This window comes from Streptomyces sp. NPDC127106, assembly GCF_042677605.1.
In the GTDB taxonomy this organism is placed as follows: domain Bacteria; phylum Actinomycetota; class Actinomycetes; order Streptomycetales; family Streptomycetaceae; genus Streptomyces.
In genome coordinates this window covers 1-24,086 of record NZ_JBHXTC010000056.1, presented here as the reverse complement: position 1 = coordinate 24,086, position 24,086 = coordinate 1, and the positions used below count along the sequence as shown (strand labels likewise).

Annotated in this window: 1 protein-coding gene; it reads right to left on the bottom strand. The window is 73.8% G+C overall.

Features of this window, described 5'->3' with window-relative positions:
• Window positions 1-26 precede the first annotated feature (26 nt).
• The coding region (locus ACFVGY_RS31280; RefSeq protein WP_385683739.1) for a type I polyketide synthase at window positions 27-24,086 on the bottom strand (24,060 nt) is incomplete at its 5' end.

Below are 24,086 nucleotides of genomic sequence, written 5' to 3'. Positions count from 1 at the left end.
TGGGGCATCGGATCGGGCATCAAAGGTCAGGATTTTCCGAATTCGTTGTTGATGATGTCGAAGAGGTCCTCGGCGGACGCCGATTCGATGGCTGTTTCCTCGTCCTCCCGGGCGTGCGCGGCGCGTTCGGTCCTGTTCCAGTTCGCCAGGAGCGCTTCGAGCCGGGCCGTGACGCGGGCGCGTTCGGCGGCGTCGTCCTCGGGGACCGAGGCGAGGGCGAACTCCAGCTTGTCGATCTCCGCGAGCGCCGGCAGGGCGGGCGCCGTGTCCTCGCCGAGGAGTTCGGCGCGGAAGTGCGCGGCCAGGGCGGCGGGGGTGGGGTGGTCGAAGACGAGGCTGGCGGGCAGCCGCAGCCCGGTGGCCGAGCCGAGGCGGGTGCGCAGCTCGACGGCGGTGAGGGAGTCGAAGCCGAAGTCCTTGAAGGCGCGGCTCGCCTCGACCGCGGCGGCCCCGTCGTGCCCGAGGACCGCGGCGACGTGGGTACGGACCAGGCCGAGCAGGGTCCGTTCGGCCTCGTCGGCGCTCATGCCGCGCAGCTCGGCGACCAGCCGGTCCGCGTCCGCCGCGACACCGTCGCCGCCGGCGCCGTTGCCGGTGCCGTTGCCGGTGCCGGTGCCGGCGTGCTGCTCGGCGTCGAGGATGCGGCGCACCTCGGGGAGGTCGGCGATCAGCGGGCGCGGCCCGGCCGCGGTGAAGGCCGGGACGAACAGGTCCCAGTCGACGTCGGCGACCGTCACCGTCGTGTCGCCCGCGTCGAGGGCCTGCCGGAGGGCGGCGACGGCCAGGTCGGGGGCCATCACCGGCAGTCCGCGGCGGCGCAGCTGCCCGACCGCCTCGTCGTCGCCGACGAGCCCGCCCTCGCCCCACGGCCCCCAGGCCACGGCGGTGGCCGCCAGCCCGCGGTCGCGGCGCTGCTGCGCCAGGGCGTCGAGGTGGGCGTTGGCAGCTGCGTAGGCGGCCTGGCCGCCGCTGCCCCAGATGCCGGCGATGGAGGAGAAGAGGACGAAGGCGTCCAGCTCCGCGTCGCCGAGCAGCTCGTCGAGGAGCTCGGCGCCGGCGACCTTGGCGGCGAGGACCGCGGCGATGTCCTCCGGTGCGGTCTCGGCGAGCGGCGCGAGCTGGCCGACGCCCGCCGTGTGGAAGACCGCGGTGAGGGCGGGGGTGTCGGCGCCGTCGCGGAGGGCGGCGAGCAGGTCACGGAGGGCCTGCCGGTCGGTCACGTCGCAGGCGACGGCCGTGGCCCGGGCGCCGAGCTGCGACAGTTCCGCGACCAGGGCTTCGGCGCCCGGGGCCTGCGGTCCGCGTCGGCCGGCCAGCACCAGGTGCTCGGCGCCGTGTGCGGCGAGCCAGCGGGCGACGTGGGCGCCGAGGGCGCCCGTACCGCCGGTGACGAGGACGGTGCCGCGGGGCCGCCACGGTGCGCGGTCGGTCCCGGGGGCGCCGCCGTCGGCGGCCGCCGGGGTGGCGGCGCGACCGATGCGGCGGGCGAGGAGCCCGGCGGAGCGTACGGCGACCTGGTCCTCGTGCCCCTGCCCGTACCCCTGCCCGTACGTCTGCGCGTTCCCGTGTCCGGCGGCGCCGCCGAGTACGGCGAGCAGCCGGTCGAGCACACGTGCGTCCACCCGGCCGGGCAGGTCCACGAGGCCGCCCCAGCGCTCGGGGTGCTCCAGGGCGACCGCGCGGCCGAAGCCCCACAGCGCGGCCTGTGCGGCGCTGCGGACCCGGTCGGCGGGACCGGTCGCCACGGCGCCGGAGGTGACGCACCACAGGGGTGCGTCGACGCCGGCGTCCCCGAGGGCCTGGACCAGCGCCCCGGTCAGCAGCAGTCCGGCGGGCGCCGCGGGGTGGGCCGGGTGCGGGGCCTCGGCGAGCGCCAGCAGGGACAGCACGCCGTCGGCCCGGTTCCCGGCGAGTGCCGTGCGCAGCCGGTCGGCGACGACGGCCCGGTCGGTCGCGGCAAGGCCGAGGTCGACCTCGCGCACGTCCACGCCCTGGGCCCGCAGCGCGTCCGCGATCCCGAGGAGCCGGTCGGGCCCGGGGGTCTCGCCGCCGGCGGCGGTGACGAGCAGCCAGGTGCCGGCGGGGCGGGCGGCCCCGGCCGGGTCACCCAGCGGCTTCCAGGTCACCCCGTAGCGCCAGCCGTCGACGACCGATCGCTCCGTGCGCTGTCGCCGCCAGGCGGACAGGGCGGGCAGCAGGGCGCTCAGCGGCTGCTCCGCGTCGATGTCGAGGGTGGCGGTGAGGGCGGCGAGGTCGGCGTTGTCGACGGCCTCCCAGAACGCCGCGTCCGCCGCACCGCCGGCCGCGGTCGCGGGCGCTGCCGCCGGGGTGCGGGTGGGCTCCTCCAGCCAGTACCGCCTGCGCTGGAAGGCGTAGGTGGGCAGGTCGACGCGGCGGGCTCCGGTGCCGGAGAAATACGCCGACCAGTCCACGGCCAGGCCCTGGACGTGCGCCCGGGCGAGTGCGGTGACCAGTGTCCCGGTCTCGTCGCGGCCCTTGCGGAGCACGGGCACGAAGGCGGCCTGCTCCGTGGCGCAGTCCTGGGCGAGCGCGGAGAGGGTCCCGTCGGGGCCGAGCTCGACGTACGTGGTCACGCCGGCGGCTTCCAGGGCGCGGATGCCGTCGAGGAAGCGGACGGCTTCCCGGACGTGCCGGACCCAGAAGTCGGCGGAGGCCATCTCGTCGGTGACGAGGGCGCCGGTCAGGTTCGACACGACCGGGATGCGCGGCGCGTCGAAGGACAGCCCCTCGACGACCTGGCGGAAGTCGTCCAGCATGCCGTCCATGTGCGGCGAGTGGAACGCGTGGCTGACGGTCAGCCGCTTGGTCTTCCGACCCTCGGCCGCGAAGGCCTCCGCGACGGCGACCGCCACGTCCTCGTCACCGGCGATGACGACGGACTGCGGTCCGTTGACCGCAGCGATGTCCACCCGGTCGGTCCCGGTCAGCAGCGGCAGGACCTCGTCCTCCGAAGCCTGCACCGCGATCATCGCACCGCCGGCCGGGAGGGCCTGCATCAGCCGGCCGCGGGCCGCGACCAGGGTGCAGGCGTCGTCCAGGGACAGCACCCCGGCGACGTGCGCGGCGGCGATCTCACCGACCGAGTGTCCGGCGAGGAAGTCCGGGCGCACGCCCCAGCTCTCGACGAGCCGGAACAACGCCACCTCGACCGCGAACAGCGCCGGCTGCGTGTACTCGGTCCGGTCCAGCACCACGGCATCGGCGCCGAACAGGACGTCCTTCAGGGGCAGTTCGAGGTGGGCGTCCATCCGGGCGCAGACCGCGTCCAGTGCGACTGCGAACGCCGGCTGGGCGTCGTACAGCTCGCGGCCCATGCCGAGGCGCTGGCTGCCCTGCCCGGTGAACAGGAACGCCGAGGCGCCTGCGGACACCCGTCCGCGTACGAGCGCTGCCGGCTGCTCACCGGCCGCCAGGGCCTTCAGGGCGGCCAGGAACTCCTCGCGCTCCTCCGCGACGACGACGGCCCGGTGATCGAGCGCCGACCGGGAGGTGGCCAGGGAGAAGGCCACGTCCGCGGGTTCGAGCGTCTCGTCCGCGGCGATCTGCGCCGCGAGCCGCTCGGCCTGCATCTGGAGGGCGGTGTCGGTCTTCGCGGACAGTACCCAGGGCAGGAGCCCGGGCCGCTGCTGCGGGAGCTCGGCCGGCGTGACGTCGTCGGCTTCCGGGGCCTGCTCGATGATCGTGTGCGCGTTGGTGCCGCTGAAACCGAACGAGGAGATGCCCGCCCGGCGCGGACGGCCGGTCTCCGGCCACGCCCGCCGCTCGGTCAGCAGGGCGATCTCCCCCGCCTCCCAGTCGACGTGCGGGGTGGGCTCGTCCACGTGCAGGGTCTGCGGCAGCACCCCGTGCTGCATGGCGAGGACCATCTTCATGACGCCGGCGACACCGGCCGCGGCCTGGGTGTGCCCGATGTTCGACTTGATGGAGCCGAGGTGGAGCGGCTGGGCGGCCTGGCGGGCCTGGCCGTACGTGGCCAGCAGCGCCTGCGCCTCGATGGGGTCACCGAGGCGGGTGCCGGTGCCGTGCGCCTCGACCGCGTCGACCTCGGCGGGCGACAGGCCGGCGTTCGCGAGGGCGGCGCGGATCACGCGCTGCTGCGACGGGCCGTTCGGGGCCGTCAGGCCGTTGCTCGCGCCGTCCTGGTTGATCGCCGAACCGCGGACGAGCGCGAGGACCGGGTGGCCGTTGCGGCGGGCGTCCGACAGCCGCTCCACGAGCAGCATGCCGACGCCTTCGCCCCAGCCGGTGCCGTCGGCGCCCGCGGCGAAGGCCTTGATGCGGCCGTCCGCGGCGAGGCCGCGCTGGCGGCTGAAGTCGATGTACGCACCCGGCGACGACATGACCGTCACACCACCGGCCAGCGCAAGCGAGCACTCGCCGTTGCGGAGGGCCTGGATCGCCCAGTGCAGGGCGACCAGCGACGCCGAGCAGGCGGTGTCGACGGTCACGGCCGGGCCTTCCAGCCCGAACGCGTACGAGAGACGGCCCGAGACGACACTCGCCGCGTTGCCGGTGCCGAGGAAGCCCTCGATGCCGTCCGGGACGGAGTCGAGCATGGTCCCGTAGTCCTGGCCGTTGGTGCCGACGAACACGCCGGCCTGGCTGCCGCGGACACTCACCGGGTCGATACCCGCCCGCTCGAACGCCTCCCACGAGGTCTCCAGCAGCAGACGCTGCTGCGGGTCCATCGCCAGGGCCTCGCGCGGCGAGATGCCGAAGAAGTCGGCGTCGAAGTCGGCGACGTCGTAGAGGAAACCGCCTTCCCGGGCGTAGAACGTGCCCTGCTGGTCCGGGTCCGGGCTGTAGAGCCGCTCCAGGTCCCAACCGCGGTCGGCCGGGAACTCCCCGATGGCGTCACCACCGGTGGCGAGCAGCTGCCACAGGTCTTCGGGGGTCCGGACGCCGCCGGGGAAGCGGCAGCTCATCGCCACGATGGCGATCGGATCGTCGTCCACTCCGAGGGCGGCCGCGGCCACCGGCCCGGCGATCTCGGACTGGGTGCCCAGCAGTTCGTCCCGGAGGAACGCCGTCAGGGCCGAGGCCGACGGGTAGTCGAAGATCAGCGTCGCCGGCAGGCTCACACCGGTCGCCGCGCCCAGCCGGTTGCGCAGCTCGACCGCGGTGAGCGAGTCGAACCCGAGCTCCTTGAAGGCGCGGTCAGCGCCGACCGCCTCCGAGCCGTCGTGGCCCAGGACCGCCGCGACCTGCGCCCTGACCAGACCGAGCAGCTCCCGCTCCAGCTCAGCCGCGCCGAGACCGGCGAACCGCTCGACCCCCGTACCGGCGCCGAACTCGGCAGGGCCGGCGGGCCCGGCGGGCCGGGTCTCCACCAGCTCGGCGAAGAGGGCGCTGGGACGGACGACGGTGAACGCGGAGCCGAACCGCTCCCAGTCCACGTCGGCGACCAGCAGAGCCGCATCGGCGGGCGACGCGACGCTCTGCCGCAGCACGGCCATGGCCGTCTCCGGCGCCATGGGCGGCAGCCCCTCGCGCCGCATCCGCGCGTCCAGCGCCTCGTCGGCGGCCATGCCGCCCTCGGCCCACGGACCCCAGGCGAGGGAGGTCGCGGCGAGCCCGGCGGCGCGCCGCTGCTCGGCGAGGGCGTCCAGATGTGCGTTGGCGGCGGCGTAGTTGGCCTGGCCGGCCGCGCCGGTCATGCCGCTCATCGAGGAGAAGAGCACGAAGGCGGAGAGCTCGATGCCGAGCTCGACGGTCAGCTCGTGAAGGTTGCGGGCCGAGTCGACCTTGGCCCGCAGCACGGTCTCGAACCGCTCCGGTGTCAGGGCGTCCAGGACACCGTCGTCGAGGACACCAGCGGTGTGCACGACGGCCGTGAGGGTCTCGGCCTCGGCGGCCAGGAGGTTGCGGAGGGCCTCGCGGTCAGCGGCGTCGCACGCCACGACCGACACCTCCACACCGAGTTCGGAGAGCTCGGCCGCCAGCTCGGCGGCGCCCGGGGCGTCCGGGCCGCGGCGGCTGGTCAGCACCAGCCGCTCGGCCCCCGCACCGGCCAGCCAGCGGGCGAGCCGGCCTCCCAGAGCGCCCGTGCCGCCGGTCACCAGCACCGTCCCGTTCGGGGCCCAGGCACGGTCGGCCTGGCCGCCGGAGGCACGGACCAGTCGGCGTCCGAAGACACCGGAGGACCGGACGGCGACCTGGTCCTCGCCGGCCGCGCCACCGGCCAGTACGCCCACCAGGCGGGCCATGGTGCGCTCGTCCCAGGTCTCGGGCAGGTCGACCAGACCGCCCCAGCGCTCGGGCAGCTCCAGGGCGGCCACGCGGCCCAGACCCCACGTCTGGGCCTGAACGGCGGAGACGAGCCGGTCCGAGCGACCCACGCTCACCGCGCCACGGGTCAGGCACCACAGCGGCGCCTCCACCCCGGCATCACCCAACGCCTGCACCAGACCAGCCGTCGCAACGACACCGGCGGCCTCGTCCAGCGCGAGGAGGGAGACCACACCGGCGACGCCGTCGATCTCGCCCTCGGCCAGCAGTCCGGCCAGGGCAGCACGGTCAGCACCGGCCCCGACGACAACCCGCCGGACCTCGGCACCACGCCCGCCGAGGGCGCCCACGACGGCGGTGTCGTCCACGCCGGCGGCCGGAACCACGACCAGCCAGGAACCGGACACCCGCACACCGGAGGTGCTGTCGGCCAGCGGCTTCCACGACACCCGGTAGCGCCAGCGGTCCACCTCGGACTGCGTCCGCAGGCCACGCCGCCAGGCCGACAGGGCCGGGAGCGCCGGCAGGACCGTGCTCCAGGTGTTCTCGTCGGCCACGTCCAGGGCGGCGGCGAGCGACTCCAGGTCCTCGCGCTCGACGGCGTCCCAGAACCGGGCGTCCAGCTCGTCGGCGGTGCCGGGCCGCGTGCCGCCGCTCGCCATCGGCAGCCAGTAGCGCTGCCGCTGGAAGGCGTACGTCGGCAGCTCCACCCGCCGCGCGCCCGAACCGGCGTAGAAGGACGTCCAGTCCACCTCGACGCCGCACGCGTGGACCTGGGCCAGCGAGGCCACGACGGTGTCGGCCTCGGAGCGGCCGCTGCGCAGAACCGGCACGAAGGCGGCGCCCTCGCCCGTCACGCACTCCTGGCCCATGGCCGAGAGCACACCGCCCGGGCCGAGTTCGAGGTACGTCGTGACGCCCGCGTCCTCCAGAGCTCGCATGCCGTCGAGGAAGCGGACCTCCTCGCGAACGTGCCGCACCCAGAACTCGGCGGACGCCATCTCATCGGTAACAACGGCACCGGTCAGGTTCGACACGACCGGAATCCGCGGCGCGGCGAAGGAGAGACCAGCCACCACCTCGCGGAAGCCGTCCAGCATGCCGTCCATGTGCGGCGAGTGGAACGCGTGGCTCACCGTCAGCCGCTTGGTCTTGCGACCCGCGAACGACTCTGCGATCGCGACCGCGGCGTCCTCGTCACCGGCGATGACCACCGACTGCGGGCCGTTGATCGCGGCAATGCTCACCCGGTCGGTCCCGGTCAGCAGCGGCAGGACCTCGTCCTCCGAGGCCTGCACCGCGATCATCACGCCGCCGGCCGGGAGCGCCTGCATCAGCCGGCCACGGGCCGCGACCAGCGCACACGCGTCGTCCAGCGACAGCACACCCGCCACGTGCGCGGCAGTGATCTCGCCGATGGAGTGACCCGCCAGGAGGTCGGGCCGCAGACCCCACGACTCGACGAGGCGGAACAGCGCCACCTCAACCGCGAACAGGGCGGGCTGGGTGTACGCGGTGCGGTCCAGGAGCTCCTTGTCCACCCCGAACAGGACGTCCTTCAACGGCAGTTCGAGGAGCGGTTCGAAATGTTCGCACACCGCGTCGAGCGCGTCCGCGAACACCGGGAAGGAGTCGTAGAGCTCGCGGCCCATGCCGAGGCGCTGGCTGCCCTGCCCGGTGAACAGGAAGGCGAGCTTCCCACCGACCGGTGAGCCGGTGACGACGCCTGCCGCCGAGTGCCCCTCCGCCAAGGCGGCGAGACCGGCCAGCAGACCCTCGCGGTCCGCGGCCACGACCGCCGCCCGGTCCTCGAACCGGGCCCGGCCCGCCGCCAACGACCAGGCGATGTCGATCGGACGGGCCTCCGGCGCGGACAGGACGAAGTCCTGGAGTCGACGGGCCTGCGCCCGGAGCGCCTGCTCGCCCTTGCCGGTGAGCACCCAGGGGACGAGAGGCCCCGTCGAGTGCGCGTCGGACACCGTCGCCGGTGCCGCGGCCGGCGGCTGCTCGATGATGGTGTGGGCGTTGGTGCCGCTGATGCCGAAGGACGAGACACCGGCCCGGCGCGGACGCCCGGTTTCCGGCCAGTCCACGGCCTCCCGCAGGAGGCTGACGTCGCCGGCCTCCCAGTCGATCCGGCTCGACGGGGCATCGACGTGGAGGGTCTGCGGCAGCACTCCGTACCGCATCGCCATGATCATCTTGATCACGCCGGCGACACCGGCCGCGGCCTGCGTGTGCCCGATGTTCGACTTGATCGAGCCCAGGAACAGGGGGCGGCCCTCGGGCCGGTCCTGACCGTACGTGGCCAGCAGCGCCTGCGCCTCGATCGGGTCACCGAGCCGCGTACCCGTGCCGTGGGCCTCCACCGCATCCACATCGTCGGCCGACAGGCCGGCCACGGCCAGGGCCTCGCGGATGACGCGCTGCTGGGAGGGGCCGTTGGGGGCCGTCAGACCGTTGCTCGCACCGTCCTGGTTGATCGCCGAACCCCGCACCACGGCCAGGATCGAATGACCGTTGCGCACGGCGTCCGACTGACGCTCGACGAGCAGCATGCCCGCACCCTCGGCCCAGCCCGTACCGTCCGCGGCCTCCGCGAAGGACTTGCAGCGGCCGTCGGCCGAGAGGCCGCGCTGGCGGCTGAAGTCGATGAACGTCTCAGGGGTCGCCATGATCGCGACGCCACCGGCGAGCGCCATGTCGCACTCGCCGTTGCGCAGGGCCTGGATCGCCCAGTGCAGCGCGACGAGCGACGACGAGCACGCGGTGTCGACCGTCACCGCCGGGCCCTCCAGGCCGAAGGCGTACGAGACGCGGCCGGAGGCGATGCTGCCGGAGTTGCCGGTGCCGAGGTAGCCTTCGACGCCCTCGGGCAGCTCCTCGCCGTTTCCGTAGCCCGTCGCGTAGTCGTGGTACATGACGCCGGCGAAGACGCCGGTACGGCTGCCGCGCATCGACGTCGGGTCGATGCCGGCCCGCTCGAAGGCCTCCCAGGACGTCTCCAGCAGGAGCCGCTGCTGCGGGTCCATGGCCAGGGCCTCGCGCGGCGAGATCCCGAAGAACGCCGGGTCGAACTCGGCCGCGTCGAGCAGGAACCCGCCCTCACGCGTGTACGAGGTTCCCACGTGGTCCGGGTCGGGGTGGTACAGGGCCTCCACGTTCCAGCCGCGGTCGGCCGGGAACGCGGTGATCCCGTCGCCGCCCGTGACGACGAGCTGCCACAGGTCCTCGGGCGTCCGGACCCCGCCGGGGAAGCGGCAGCCCATGCCGACGATCACGATCGGGTCCTCCGCGACCCCCGCGGTGGTCCGCACCGGCGTCCGGGCGCCCTGCGCCGTACCCCCGTGATCACCGGAACCGCCGGTCACCCCGAGCTCCGCCAGCAGGTGCCGGGCCAGCGCGGCCGGCGTCGGGTAGTCGAAGATCAGGGTCGGCGGCAGCCGCAGGCCCGTCTCCGCCTTGAGGACGTTGCGCAGCTCGACGGCGGTGAGGGAGTCGAAGCCGAGGTCACGGAAGGCGCGTTCGGCGTCGACCGCGCCGCCACCGGAGTGCCCCAGCACCGCCGCGACCCGGCCGCACACCAGGTCCAGCAGCACACCCTCGTGCTCGGCGACCGGCAGACCCGTGAGGCGTGCGACCAGCGGCGAGCCGGCATCCGTGCCGCCACCGTCGCGCCGCTCCACCGTGCGGCGCGCGGGCACCCGTACCAGGGCCCGCAGCAGGGCCGGGGTCGAGCCCGCCGACACCGCCTGCGCACGCAACACCGCCACGTCGAGGTGCATGGGCAGCAGCACTGCTGCGTCCACCGTCATCGCCTTGTCGAAGAGGGCCAGGCCCTCCTCGGCGGCGAGGGCGGCCACGCCCTCCCGGGCGAGACGGCGCAGGTTGGCGTCGTCGAGGCTCGCGGCCATGCCGCCACCGTCGGCGCCGTTGCCGGGCTGCGGGGCCCACAGGCCCCAGGCGAGCGAGGTCGCCGGCAGGCCCTGGGCGCGGCGCAGTTCGGCCAGGCCGTCGAGGAAGGCGTTGGCGGCGGCGTAGTTCGCCTGACCGGCCGCGCCGAACGCAGCGGCCGCGCCGGAGAAGAGGACGAAGGCGGACAGGTCGAGATCCCGCGTGAGCTCGTGGAGGTTCCACGCCGCGTCCACCTTGGGGCGCAGTACGGTCGCCACGCGCTCCGGGGTCAGCGAGGCCAGAACGCCGTCGTCCAGGACGCCCGCCGTATGCACGACGGCGATCAGCGGATGCTCGGCCGGTACGGACGCCAGCAGCCCGGCCAGCGCCTCCCGGTCCGCGACGTCACAGCCGACGAGGTCCACCTGCGCACCCAACAGCTCCAGCTCCGCCACCAGTTCGGCGGCACCGGCAGCAGCCGCACCGCGCCGGCTGGTGAGCAGCAGCCGCCGCACCCCGTACGCGGTCACCAGGTGCCGGGCGAACAGCCGGCCCAGACCACCCGTCGCACCCGTGACCAGCACCGTGCCGGCCCGGTCGCCGAGCACCACGGCCGACGGCCCGCCCGCGCTCTCCGCGGACGCCACACGGACCAGGCGCGGGGCGGTGACGACACCGCCACGGATCGCCAGCTCCGGCTCCCCGGCCGCCAGCGCGGCGGGAACCGCTGCCAGCGACGCCGCCCGGTCCGGCTCCAGGTCCAGGTCCAGGTCCAGGTCCAGGTCGATCATGACGAGCTGGCCGGGGTTCTCCGACTGCGCGGAGCGCAGCAGGCCGCGCACCGCACTGCCCGCCAGGTCCCGCAGGCCCGCGCCGCGCTCGACGGCCACCGCACCCGACGTCAGCCACACCAGGGGCGTGCCGGCGAAGCGCTCGTCGGCCAGCCATCCCTGTACCGATGCCAGTGCTGCGTTCACCGCCGCGTGGACGGCTGGCACCGTGTCGCCCGGCCGGGCGTCGGCGGCGGCCGGAAGGACGAACACCGCGTCCGGAGCCGGTGCGCCGGCGGTGAGGGCCGCAGCGAGCTCGCCCGCATCGGCGTACTCGGTGACCTGGGCGCCCGTACCGGCCAGGCCGATCTCGTCGCGGCCGAGCACGGCCCACCGGAGGTCGGCAGCCGCCGGCACGACCGCGGCGGGCACGCCCACCCATTCCACGCGGAACAGCGACTCGATGTGTGCGGCACCGGACCCCTGGACCTGGCCCGCGGAAGCGGGGCGGAGCATCAGCGTCTCCACGGCCCCGACCGGGCGTCCGGTCTCGTCGGCGACCAGCAGGGCCAGGGCGTGGGGGTCGTCGGACGAAGCAGGGGTCAGACGCACGCGGAGGGCGGAGGCGCCCACCGCGTAGAGCGAGACACCCGCCCAGGAGAAGGGCAGCAGGGCGCCGGCATCGGTCTGTTCGGTGGTGTCACCGTGTCCGATGGCGTGCAGGCCGGCGTCGAGGAGTGCCGGGTGCAGCCCGAACCGGGCCGCGTCCCCGCGGCCGTCCTCCGGGAGCACGACCTCGGTGAACAGCTCGCTGCCGCGGCGCCAGGCCGCCGTCAAGCCCTGGAACAGCGGCCCGTAGGCCATGCCGTCGCCGGCGAGCTCCTGGTACAGGCCGTCGATGTCGACCGGTACGGCGCCGGCCGGCGGCCAGGCGGCCAGCTCACCGAAGCCCAGCTCGGCCTCCGGCCGGCCACCGACCGCGAGAACACCCGACCCGTGGCGGGTCCACGGCTCCTCGGCAACAGCGTCCTGACGGCGGGAGTACACCGCGAACGGCCGGCTACCGGAGGCCGCAGGCGCCTCGACCACGAGCTGAAGCTGAACACCGCCCCGCTCGGGCAGGACGAGCGGCGCCTCCAGCGTCAGCTCCTCCACCACATCGCAACCGACCTGGTCACCGGCCCGGATCGCCAGGTCGACGAAGGCCGTTCCCGGCAGCAGGACACTGTCGTGGATGGTGTGGTCGGCGAGCCAGGGCTGCGTGTCGAGCGACAGCCGACCGGCGAGCAGCACACCCTCCGAATCGGCGAGCGCGACCGCCGCGCCGAGCAGCGGGTGACCGGCATCGCCCAGACCGATCGACTCCGGATCCCCGGCGACGAACGCCACCGCACTCGGCCAGAACCGCTGCCGCTGGAAGGCGTACGTCGGAAGCTCCACCCTCCGGGCACCCGAGCCCGCGAAGAACGCGTCCCAGTCGACGGCCACGCCGTGGACGTGCGCCTGCGCGAGAGCGGTGACGACCGTCTCGGCCTCAGGGCGACCGGAACGGAGCACGGGTGCGAACACCATGCCGTCGGTGTCACCGCCCGTGCAGCCCTGGGCCAACGCGGACAGGGTCCCGTCCGGGCCGAGCTCGACGTACGTGGTCACGCCAGCGGCTTCCAGAGCGCGGATGCCGTTGAGGAAGCGGACGGCCTCGCGGACGTGCCGCACCCAGAAGTCGGGCGAGGCCATCTCATCGGTGACGACGGCACCCGTCAGGCACGACACGATCGGGATGGTGGGGGCCGCCAACGCCAGCCCCGCCACCACCTGACGGAAGTCGTCCAGCATGCCGTCCATGTGCGGCGAGTGGAACGCGTGGCTGACCGTCAGCCGCTTGGTCTTCCGGCCCTGGCCCTCGAAGGCCTCCGCGACGGCGGCGGCAGCGACTTCGTCACCGGCGATGACGACCGACTGCGGGCCGTTGATCGCAGCGATGCTCACCCGGTCGGTCTCGGTCAGCAGCGGCGCGAGCTCGTCCTCCGAAGCCTGCACCGCGATCATCACGCCACCCGCAGGCAGCGCCTGCATCAGCCGACCACGGGCCGCGACCAGCGCACACGCGTCGTCCAACGACAGCACACCCGCCACATGCGCGGCAGCGATCTCACCGATCGAGTGCCCGGCAACGAAGTCCGGCCGCACACCCCAACTCTCGACGAGCCGGAACAACGCCACCTCAACCGCGAACAGCGCCGGCTGCGTGTACTCGGTGCGGTCCAGCACAGCGGCATCGGAACCGAACAGCACCTCCTTCAGGGACAGTTCGAGGTGGGCGTCCATGCGGGCGCAGACGGCGTCGAGGGCATCGGCGAACGCCGGGAAGGCGTCGTACAGCTCACGGCCCATGCCGAGGCGCTGGCTGCCCTGCCCGGTGAACAGGAAGGCGGAGGCTCCGCCGCCGGTCGCGGTTCCACGCACCAGGCCGGTCGTCTGCTCACCAGCAGCCAGCGCGGTGAGGGCAGTGAGGAACTCGTCCTGCTTCCCCGCGACGACGACGGCCCGGCGGTCGAGCGCCGACCGGGAGGTGGCCAGGGAGTAGGCCACGTCCGCGGGTTCGAGGGTCTCGTCGGCGGCGATCCGGGCTGCCAGGCGCTCGGCCTGCGCCTGGAGGGCTGTGTCGGTCTTCGCGGACAGTACCCAGGGCAGGAGCCCGGGCCGCTGCTGCGGGAGCTCGGCCGGCGTGACGGCGTCGGCTTCCGGGGCCTGCTCGATGATGGTGTGCGCGTTGGTGCCGCTGAAGCCGAACGAGGAGACACCGGCCCGGCGCGGACGGCCGGTCTCCGGCCACGCCCGCTGCTCGGTGAGGAGCGCGATGTCGCCGGCGGTCCAGTCGACGTGCGGGGTGGGCTCGGCCACGTGCAGGGTCTGCGGCAGCACCCCGTGCTGCATGGCCAGCACCATCTTGATCACACCGGCCACACCGGCCGCGGCCTGGGTGTGCCCGATGTTCGACTTGATGGAGCCGAGGTGGAGCGGCTGGTCCGCCGGGCGGTCCTGGCCGTAGGTTGCGAGCAGGGCCTGGGCCTCGATCGGGTCACCCAGCCGGGTACCCGTGCCGTGCGCCTCGACCGCGTCGATCTCCGTGGCCGACAGGCCGGCGCTGGCGAGGGCGGCACGGATGACGCGCTGCTGGGACGGGCCGTTCGGGGCGGTGAGCCCGTTGCTGGCACCGTCCTGGTTGATCGCCGAACCACGGATCACCGCCAGCACGGGGTGGCCGTTGCGGCGGGCGTCCGACAGCCGCTCCACGAGCAGCATGCCGACGCCTTCGCCCCAGCCGGTGCCGTCGGCGCCCGCGGCGAAGGCCTTGATGCGGCCGTCCGCGGCGAGGCCGCGCTGGCGGCTGAAGTCGATGTACGCACCCGGCGACGACATGACCGTCACACCACCGGCCAGGGCGAGGGAGCACTCGCCGTTGCGGAGGGCCTGGATCGCCCAGTGCAGGGCGACCAGCGACGCCGAGCAGGCGGTGTCGACGGTCACGGCCGGGCCTTCCAGCCCGAACGCGTACGAGAGACGGCCCGAGACGACACTCGCCGCGTTGCCGGTGCCGAGGAAGCCCTCGATACCGTCCGGGATCACCTGGAAGGAAGAGTCGTAGTCCTGGCCGTTGGTGCCGACGAACACACCGGCCTGGCTGCCGCGGACACTCACCGGGTCGATCCCCGCCCGCTCGAACGCCTCCCACGTGGTCTCCAGCAGCAGACGCTGCTGCGGATCCATCGCCAGGGCCTCGCGCGGCGAGATGCCGAAGAAGTCGGCGTCGAAGTCGGCGACGTCGTAGAGGAAGCCACCCTCACGGGCGTAGAACGTGCCCTGCTGGTCCGGGTCCGGGCTGTAGAGCCGCTCCAGGTCCCAACCGCGGTCGGCCGGGAACTCACCGATGGCGTCACCGCCGGCTGCGAGCAGCTGCCACAAGTCCTCCGGAGACCGGACCCCACCCGGGAAGCGGCAGCTCATCGCCACGATCGCGATCGGATCGTCATCAACGGCCCCGGCCACCGGGCCGGCGATCTCGGCCTGGCTGCCCAGCAGTTCGTCCCGGAGGAACGCCGTCAGGGCAGCAGCGGACGGATAGTCGAAGATCAAAGTCGCCGGCAACGTCACACCGGTCGCGGCACCGAGCCGGTTGCGCAGCTCCACCGCGGTCAGCGAGTCGAACCCGAGCTCCTTGAAGGCGCGGTCAGCGCCGACCGCCTCCGAGCCGTCGTGGCCCAGGACCGCTGCGACCTGCGCCCGGACCAGACCGAGCAGCTCCCGCTCCAGCTCAGCCGCGCCAAGACCCGCGAACCGCTCGACCGGAGAACCCGCCCCGGCCTCGGAGGTGCCGGTGGCCCCGGCGGGACGGCTCTCCACCAGCTCGGCGATGAGGGCGCTGGGACGGACGACGGCGAACGCGGGACCGAACCGCTGCCAGTCCACGTCGGCGACCAGCAGAGCCGCATCGGACGAGGCCGCAACACTCTGCCGCAGGACCGCCAACGCCGTCTCCGGCGCCATGGGCGGCAGCCCCTCGCGCCGCATCCGCGCGTCCAGCGCCTCGTCGGCGGCCATGCCGCCCTCGGCCCACGGACCCCACGCGAGCGAGGTCGCGGCGAGTCCGGCCGCGCGCCGCTGCTCGGCGAGGGCATCCAGGTAGGCGTTCGCAGCAGCGTAGTTCGCCTGGCCCGGCGCACCGATCACGCCGCTCATCGAGGAGAAGAGCACGAAGGCGTTCAGTTCGATGCCCAGCTCGACGGTGAGGTCGTGGAGGTTGAGCGTCGAGGTGGCCTTCGCCCGGAGAACTCCGTCGAACCGCTCCGGCGTCAGGGCGTCCAGGACACCGTCGTCGAGGACACCAGCGGTGTGCACGACAGCGGTGAGCGTCTCGGCCTCGGCGGCCAGGAGGTTGCGGAGGGCCTCGCGGTCAGCGGCGTCGCACGCGACGACCGACACCTCCACACCGAGCTCGGAGAGCTCGGCCGCCAGCTCGGCGGCGCCCGGCGCATCCGGGCCCCGGCGGCTGGTCAGCACCAGCCGCTCCGCGCCCGCACCGGCCAGCCAGCGAGCCACACGCCCGCCGAGGGCTCCCGTGCCACCGGTCACCAGCACCGTCCCGGACGGCTCCCACGAGCCCGTGCTGCCTCCGGCAGCGCGGACCAGCCGGCGTCCGAAGAGACCGGACGACCGCACCGCGACCTGGTCCTCACCGGCCGCGCCACCGGCCAGTACCCCGACCAGGCGGCCCATCGCCCGCTCGTCCCACACCTCGGGCAGGTCCACCAGACCGCCCCAACGCTCGGGCAGCTCAAGGGCGGCCACGCGGCCCAGACCCCACGTCTGGGCCTGTACCGCCGAGACCAGGCGGTCCGAGCGACCCACGCTCACCGCGCCACGGGTCAGGCACCACAGCGGCGCCTCCACCCCGGCATCACCCAACGCCTGCACCAGACCAGCCGTGGCCACCACACCCGCGGCCTCGTCCAGGGCCAGCAGGGAGACCACACCGGCAACACCCTCGGCCTCGCCCTCGGCCAACAGCCCGGCCAGCGCAACACGATCCGCACCGCCCTCGACCACGACCCGCCGGACCTCGGCACCGCGCCCGGCCAGGGCGCCCACCACAGCGGCGTCGTCCACGCCCGCGGCAGCAGGCGCCACGACCAGCCAGGCCCCCGACAGACGCGCACCGGAGGCCACGTCCGTCAGCGGCTGCCACGACACCCGATAACGCCAGCGGTCCACCTCGGACTGCGTCCGCAGGCCACGGCGCCAGGCCGACAGGGCAGGGAGCACCTGGCCCCAGGCGTTCTCGTCGTCCACGTTCAGCGTTCCGGCGAGCGACTCCAGGTCCTCGCGCTCGACCGCGTCCCAGAAGCGGGCATCGACGTCATGGCCGGAAGCGTTCCGCCCCGTGCCCGTCAGCTGCAGCCAGTAGCGCTGCCGCTGGAAGGCGTACGTCGGCAGCTCCACCCGCCGGGCACCGGAACTGGCGTAGAACGCCTGCCAGTTCACGCTCTGACCACGCAGATGGGCCTGAGCCAGCGAAGCGACGACCGTCTCGGTCTCGGATCGCCCGCTCCGCAGAACCGGCACGAAGGCGGCGCCCTCGCCCGTCACGCACTCCTGGCCCATGGCCGAGAGCACACCGCCCGGGCCGAGTTCGAGGTACGTCGTGACGCCCGCGTCCTCCAGGACCCGCATGCCGTCGAGGAAGCGGACCTCCTCGCGGACGTGCCGCACCCAGAACTCGGCGGACGCCATCTCATCGGTAACAACGGCACCGGTCAGGTTCGACACGACCGGAATCCGCGGCGCGGCGAAGGAGAGACCAGCCACCACCTCGCGGAAGCCGTCCAGCATGCCGTCCATGTGCGGCGAGTGGAACGCGTGGCTGACCGTCAGCCGCTTGGTCTTCCGACCCTGGCCCTCGAAGGCCTCCACGACGGCGGCGGCAGCGACTTCGTCACCGGCGATGACGACCGACTGCGGGCCGTTGATCGCAGCGATGCTCACCCGGTCGGTCTCGGTCAGCAGCGGCGCGACCTCGTCCTCCGAAGCCTGGACGGCGATCATCCCGCCGCCGGCGGGCAGGGCCTGCATCAGCCGGCCACGGGCCGCGACCAGCGTGCACGCGTCGTCCAGCGACAGCACGCCCGCCACATGCGCGGCGGCGATCTCACCGATCGAGTGGCCGGCGACGAAGTCCGGCGTCACACCCCACGACTCCACGAGCCGGAACAACGCCACCTCGACCGCGAACAGCGCCGGCTGCGTGTACTCCGTCCGATCGAGCAGATCAGCCTCGGATCCGAACAGCACCTCCTTGAGCGGCAGTTCGAGGGCGAGACGCTCGGACACCGCGTCGAGCGCGTCCGCGAACACCGGGAAGGAGTCGTAGAGCTCGTGGCCCATGCCGAGGCGCTGGCTGCCCTGCCCGGTGAACAGGAAGGCGAGCTTCCCGCCGACCGGCGAGCCCGTGACCAGGCCTGCCGCCGAACCGCCCGCCGCCAGGGCCGCTAGGCCGGCCAGCAGGCCCTCGCGGTCCGCGGCCACGACCGCCGCCCGGTCCTCGAACTGCGCCCGGCCCGCCGTCAGCGACCACGCGATGTCCACCGGGTGCGGCGCATCCGGCGCGGACAGGACGAAGTCCTGGAGCTGACGGGCCTGCGCACGAAGGGCCTCCTCGCCCTTCGCCGAGAGCACCCACGGAAGGACGGGCAGCGCCGAGTGTGCGTCGGACACCGTCGCCGGTGCCGCGGCCGGCGGCTGCTCGATGATGGTGTGGGCGTTGGTGCCGCTGATGCCGAAGGACGAGACACCGGCCCGGCGCGGACGCCCGGTCTCCGGCCAGTCCACGGCCTCCCGCAGGAGGCTGACGTCGCCGGCCTCCCAGTCGATCCGGCTCGACGGGGCATCGACGTGGAGGGTCTGCGGCAGCACTCCGTACCGCATCGCCATGATCATCTTGATCACGCCGGCGACACCGGCCGCGGCCTGCGTGTGCCCGATGTTCGACTTGATCGAGCCCAGGAACAGGGGGCGGCCCTCGGGCCGGTCCTGACCGTACGTGGCCAGCAGCGCCTGCGCCTCGATCGGGTCACCGAGCCGCGTCCCCGTGCCGTGGGCCTCCACCGCATCCACATCGTCGGCCGACAGGCCGGCCACGGCCAGGGCCTCGCGGATGACGCGCTGCTGGGAGGGGCCGTTGGGGGCCGTCAGACCGTTGCTCGCACCGTCCTGGTTGATCGCCGAACCCCGCACCACGGCCAGGATCGGATGACCGTTGCGCACGGCGTCCGACTGACGCTCGACGAGCAGCATGCCCGCACCCTCGGCCCAGCCCGTACCGTCCGCGCCCTCCGCGAACGACTTGCAGCGGCCGTCCACGGCGAGTCCGCGCTGGCGGCTGAAGTCGACGAAGGTCTCGGGCGTCGCCATGATCGCGACACCGCCGGCGAGCGCCATGTCGCACTCGCCGTTGCGCAGGGCCTGGATCGCCCAGTGCAGCGCGACCAGCGACGACGAGCATGCCGTGTCAACGGTGACCGCCGGGCCTTCCAGCCCGAAGGTGTAGGCGATCCGGCCGGAGGCGATGCTGCCCGCGTTCCCGGTGCCGAGGTAGCCCTCGACGCCTTCGGGAAGGTCGTCGCCGGAGCCTGCGCTGTCGCCGATGCCGATACCCGAGACGTAGTCGTGGTACATGACGCCGGCGAAGACGCCGGTACGGCTGCCGCGCATCGACGTGGGGTCGATGCCGGCCCGCTCGAACGCCTCCCAGGAGGTCTCCAGCAGGAGCCGCTGCTGCGGGTCCATGGCCAGGGCCTCGCGCGGCGAGATCCCGAAGAACGCCGGGTCGAACTCGGCCGCGTCGAGGAGGAACCCGCCCTCACGGGTGTAGGACGTACCCGCATGGTCCGGGTCGGGGTGGTACAGGGCCTCCACGTTCCAGCCGCGGTCGGCCGGGAACGCGGTGATCCCGTCGCCGCCGGTGGCGACGAGCTGCCACAGGTCCTCGGGGGTCCGGATGCCGCCGGGGAAGCGGCAGCCCATGCCGACGATCACGATCGGGTCGTCGGTAACGGAGGTGATCGTCCGTACCGGCGCCGAGAGCTGCCCGCGTACACCGCCGCGGCCGTCAAGGTCGGCGGACAGCGCGAGCTCCGCCAGCAGGTGCCGGGCCAGTGCGGCCGGCGTCGGGTAGTCGAAGATCAGGGTCGGCGGCAGCCGCAGGCCCGTCTCCGCCTTGAGGACGTTGCGCAGCTCGACGGCGGTGAGGGAGTCGAAGCCGAGGTCACGGAAGGCGCGTTCGGCGTCGACCGCGCCGCCACCGGAGTGCCCCAGCACCGCCGCGACCCGGCCGCACACCAGGTCCAGCAGCACACCCTCGTGCTCGGCCGCCGGGAGGGCCAGCAGCCGTGCCACCAACGGCGAGCCGGCATCCGTGCCGCCACCACTGCGCCGTTCGACCGTGCGGCGCGCGGGTACGCGTACCAGGGCCCGCAGCAGGGCCGGGGTCGAGCCCGCCGACACCGCCTGCGCACGCAACACCGCCACGTCGAGGTGCATGGGCAGCAGCACTGCCGCGTCGACCGTCATCGCCGTGTCGAAGAGGGCCAGGCCCTCGCCGGCGGCGAGAGCGGCGACACCGTCCCGGGCGATGCGGCGCAGGTCGACCTCGTCGAGCTGCCCCGCCATGCCACCGTCGACACCCGTCTGCGGGGCCCACAGGCCCCAGGCGAGCGACGTCGCGGTCAGCCCCTCGGCACGCCGCTGCTCGGCCAACGCCTCCAGGAAGGCGTTGGCGGCGGCGTAGTTCGCCTGACCGCCCGCGCCGAACGCAGCGGCCGCGCCGGAGAAGAGGACGAAGGCGGACAGGTCGAGATCGCGGGTGAGCTCGTGAAGGTTCCATGCCGCGTCCACCTTGGGGCGCAGTACGGTCGCCACGCGCTCCGGGGTCAGCGAGGCCAGAACGCCGTCGTCCAGGACGCCCGCCGTGTGCACGACGGCGATCAGCGGATGCTCGGCCGGTACGGACGCCAGCAGCCCGGCCAGCGCCTCCCGGTCCGCGACGTCACAGCCGACGAGGTCCACCTGCGCACCCAACAGCTCCAGCTCCGCCACCAGTTCGGCGGCACCGGCAGCAGCCGTACCGCGCCGGCTGGTGAGCAGCAGCCGCCGTACCCCGTACGCGGTCACCAGGTGCCGGGCGAACAGCCGGCCCAGACCACCCGTCGCACCCGTGACCAGCACCGTGCCGGCCCGGTCGCCGAGCACCACGGCCGACGGCCCGCCCGCGCTCTCCGGGGACGCCACACGGACCAGGCGCGGGGCGGTGACGACACCGCCACGGATCGCCAGCTCCGGCTCCCCGGCCGCCAGCGCGGCGGGAACCGCTGCCAGCGACGCCCCGTCGACGTCCGAACCGAGGTCCAGTATGAGGAACTGGCCGGGGTTCTCCGACTGCGCGGAGCGCAGCAGGCCGCGCACCGCACTGCCCGGCAGATCCTGCACTCCCGCACCGCGCTCGACGGCTGCGGCACCCGACGTCAGCCACACCAGGGGCGTGGCCGCGAAACGCTCGTCGGCCAGCCACTCCTGGGCGACTGCGAGTGCCTCGTTCACGGCTCCGTGGACGCGGCCGACCATGTCCTCGAACTGGTCGGCGGCTGCCGGGAGGACGAAGACGGCGTCCGGAGCCGGAGCGCCGGCCGCGAGTGCCGCACCGAGCCCGGCCAGGTCGGCGTACTCGGTGACCTGGGCGCCCGTACCGGCCAGGCCGATCTCGTCCCGTCCCAGCACGGCCCACCGGATACCGCCGGATGCCGCGGCCGAGGCGGCGGGGGCCGCGGGCACGGGCAGCCACTCCACCCGGAACAGCGACTCCAGGTTGCCGCCGGCCGCGTGGACCTGATCGGCGGAGGCCGGGCGCAGCGTCAGCGACTCCACGGCCGCCACCGGGCGTCCGGTCTCGTCGGCGACCAGCAGGGCCAGGGTGTGGGGGTCGTCGGGCGAAGCAGGGGTCAGACGCATGCGGAGGGCGGAGGCGCCCACCGCGTAGAGCGAGACACCCGCCCAGGAGAAGGGCAGCAGGGCGCCGGCATCGCTCTGTTCGGCGGTGTCACCGTGTCCGATGGCGTGCAGGCCGGCGTCGAGGAGTGCCGGGTGCAGCCCGAACCGGGCCGCGTCCCCGCGGCCGTCCTCCGGGAGCACGACCTCGGTGAACAGCTCGTTACCGCGGCGCCAGGCCGCCGTCAGACCTTGGAACAGCGGCCCGTAGGAAACGCCCTCGTCGGCCAGCTGCGGGTAGAGCCCGCGCACGTCGACCGGTACGGCGCCGGCAGGCGGCCAGGCGGCCAGCTCACCGAAGCCCAACTCGGCCTCCGGCCGGCCACCGACCGCGAGGACACCCGACCCGTGGCGGGTCCACGGCTCCTCGGCAACAGCGTCCTGACGGCGGGAGTACACCGCGAACGGCCGGCTACCGGAGGCCGCGGGCGGCTCGACCACGAGCTGAAGCTGAACACCGCCCCGCTGGGGCAGGACGAGCGGCGCCTCCAGCGTCAGCTCCTCCACCACATCGCAACCGACCTGGTCACCGGCACGGATCGCCAGGTCGACGAAGGCCGTTCCCGGCAGGAGGGCAGAACCATGGATGGTGTGGTCGGCGAGCCAGGGCTGCGTGTCGAGCGACAGCCGGCCGGCGAGCAGCACACCCTCCGAGTCGGCGAGCGCGACCGCCGCGCCGAGCAGCGGGTGACCGGCATCGCCCAGACCGATCGACTCCGGATCCCCGGCGACGAACGCCGCCGCACTCGGCCAGAACCGCTGCCGCTGGAAGGCGTACGTCGGAAGCGCGACCCGGCGGGCACCCGAGCCCGCGAAGAACGCGTCCCAGTCGACGGTCACGCCGTGGACGTGCGCCTGCGCGAGAGCGGTGACGACCGTCTCGGCCTCGGGGCGACCGGATCGAAGCACGGGTGCGAAGACGGCGTGCGGGGTGTCGGTGAGGCATTCCTGGGCGAGCGCGGAGAGCACGCCGTCCGGGCCGAGCTCGACGTACGTGGTCACGCCGGCCGCTTCCAGGGCGCGGACGCCGTCGACGAACCGCACGGCCTCCCGAACGTGCCGCACCCAGAACTCAGCCGAGGCCATCTCATCGGTGACGACGACACCGGTCAGGCACGACACGACCGGGATGGTGGGGGCCGCCAACGCCAGCCCCGCCACCACCTGACGGAAGTCGGCCAGCATGCCGTCCATGTGCGGCGAGTGGAACGCGTGGCTCACCGTCAGCCGCTTGGTCTTCCGACCCTGCACCTGGAAGCTCTCGGCAACGGCGACAACAGCGTCCTCGTCACCCGCGACCACGACCGACTGCGGACCATTGACCGCAGCAATGCTCACCCGGTCCGTCAGCAGCGGCAGGACCTCGTCCTCCGAAGCCTGGACGGCAATCATCACGCCACCGACCGGCAGCGCCTGCATCAGCCGACCACGGGCCGCGACCAGCGCACACGCGTCGTCCAACGACAGCACACCCGCCACATGCGCGGCGGCGATCTCACCGATCGAGTGCCCGGCGACGAAGTCCGGCCGCACACCCCAACTCTCGACGAGCCGGAACAACGCCACCTCGACCGCGAACAGCGCCGGCTGCGTGTACTCGGTGCGGTCCAGAACAGCGGCATCGGAACCGAACAGCACCTCCTTCAGCGGCATGTCGAGCACCGCGTCCAGGTGTGCGCAGACCGCGTCCAGCGCGTCCGCGAATGCCGGGAGGGCGTCGTACAGTTCCTGGCCCATGCCGAGCCGCTGGCTGCCCTGCCCGGTGAACAGGAAGGCGGTACGGCCGTCACTGGTCGAGCCCGTCACCGTCCGGGGCGCGGACTCGCCGGCGGCGAGCCGGGCCAGTGCGTCCCGCAGGTCCTCTTCGTTCCCGCCGGTCAGGAGGGTGGCGGCGCGGTGGTCGAGGTGCGCGCGGCTCGTGGCGAGCGAGTAGGCCACGTCGGCCACGTCGGCCCGGTCGACGGCGGCGTCGAGGTGGGCGGCCAGGGCTGCCGCCTGCGCCTGGAGGGCTTCCTCGGTCTTGCCGGAAAGGAGGTACGGAAGGAAGCGGGCGGCGGTAGGTCGGTCGGCCGGGCGGGGGGCGGTGTCCGCCGACGGTTCGGGGTCCGGTGCCTGCTCGATGATGGTGTGGGCGTTGGTGCCGCTGATGCCGAACGAGGAGATGCCGGCGCGGCGCGGCCGGTCGGTCTGCGGCCAGTCCACGGCCTCCGTCAGGAGCTCGACGTCTCCGGCCGACCAGTCGACGTGCGGAGTCGGGGCATCCACGTGCAGGGTCTGCGGCAGCACCCCATGCTGCATGGCCAGCACCATCTTGATCACACCGGCCACACCGGCCGCGGCCTGCGTGTGCCCGATGTTCGACTTCACCGAACCCAACAGCAGCGGACGACCCCCGCCCCGCTCACGACCGTACGTCGCCAGCAGCGCCTGCGCCTCGATCGGGTCACCCAGCCGGGTACCCGTACCGTGCGCCTCCACCGCATCCACATCGGCAGCCGACAGCCCGGCACTCGCCAGCGCCTGCCGGATCACCCGCTGCTGCGACGGACCGTTCGGAGCCGTCAGACCATTGCTCGC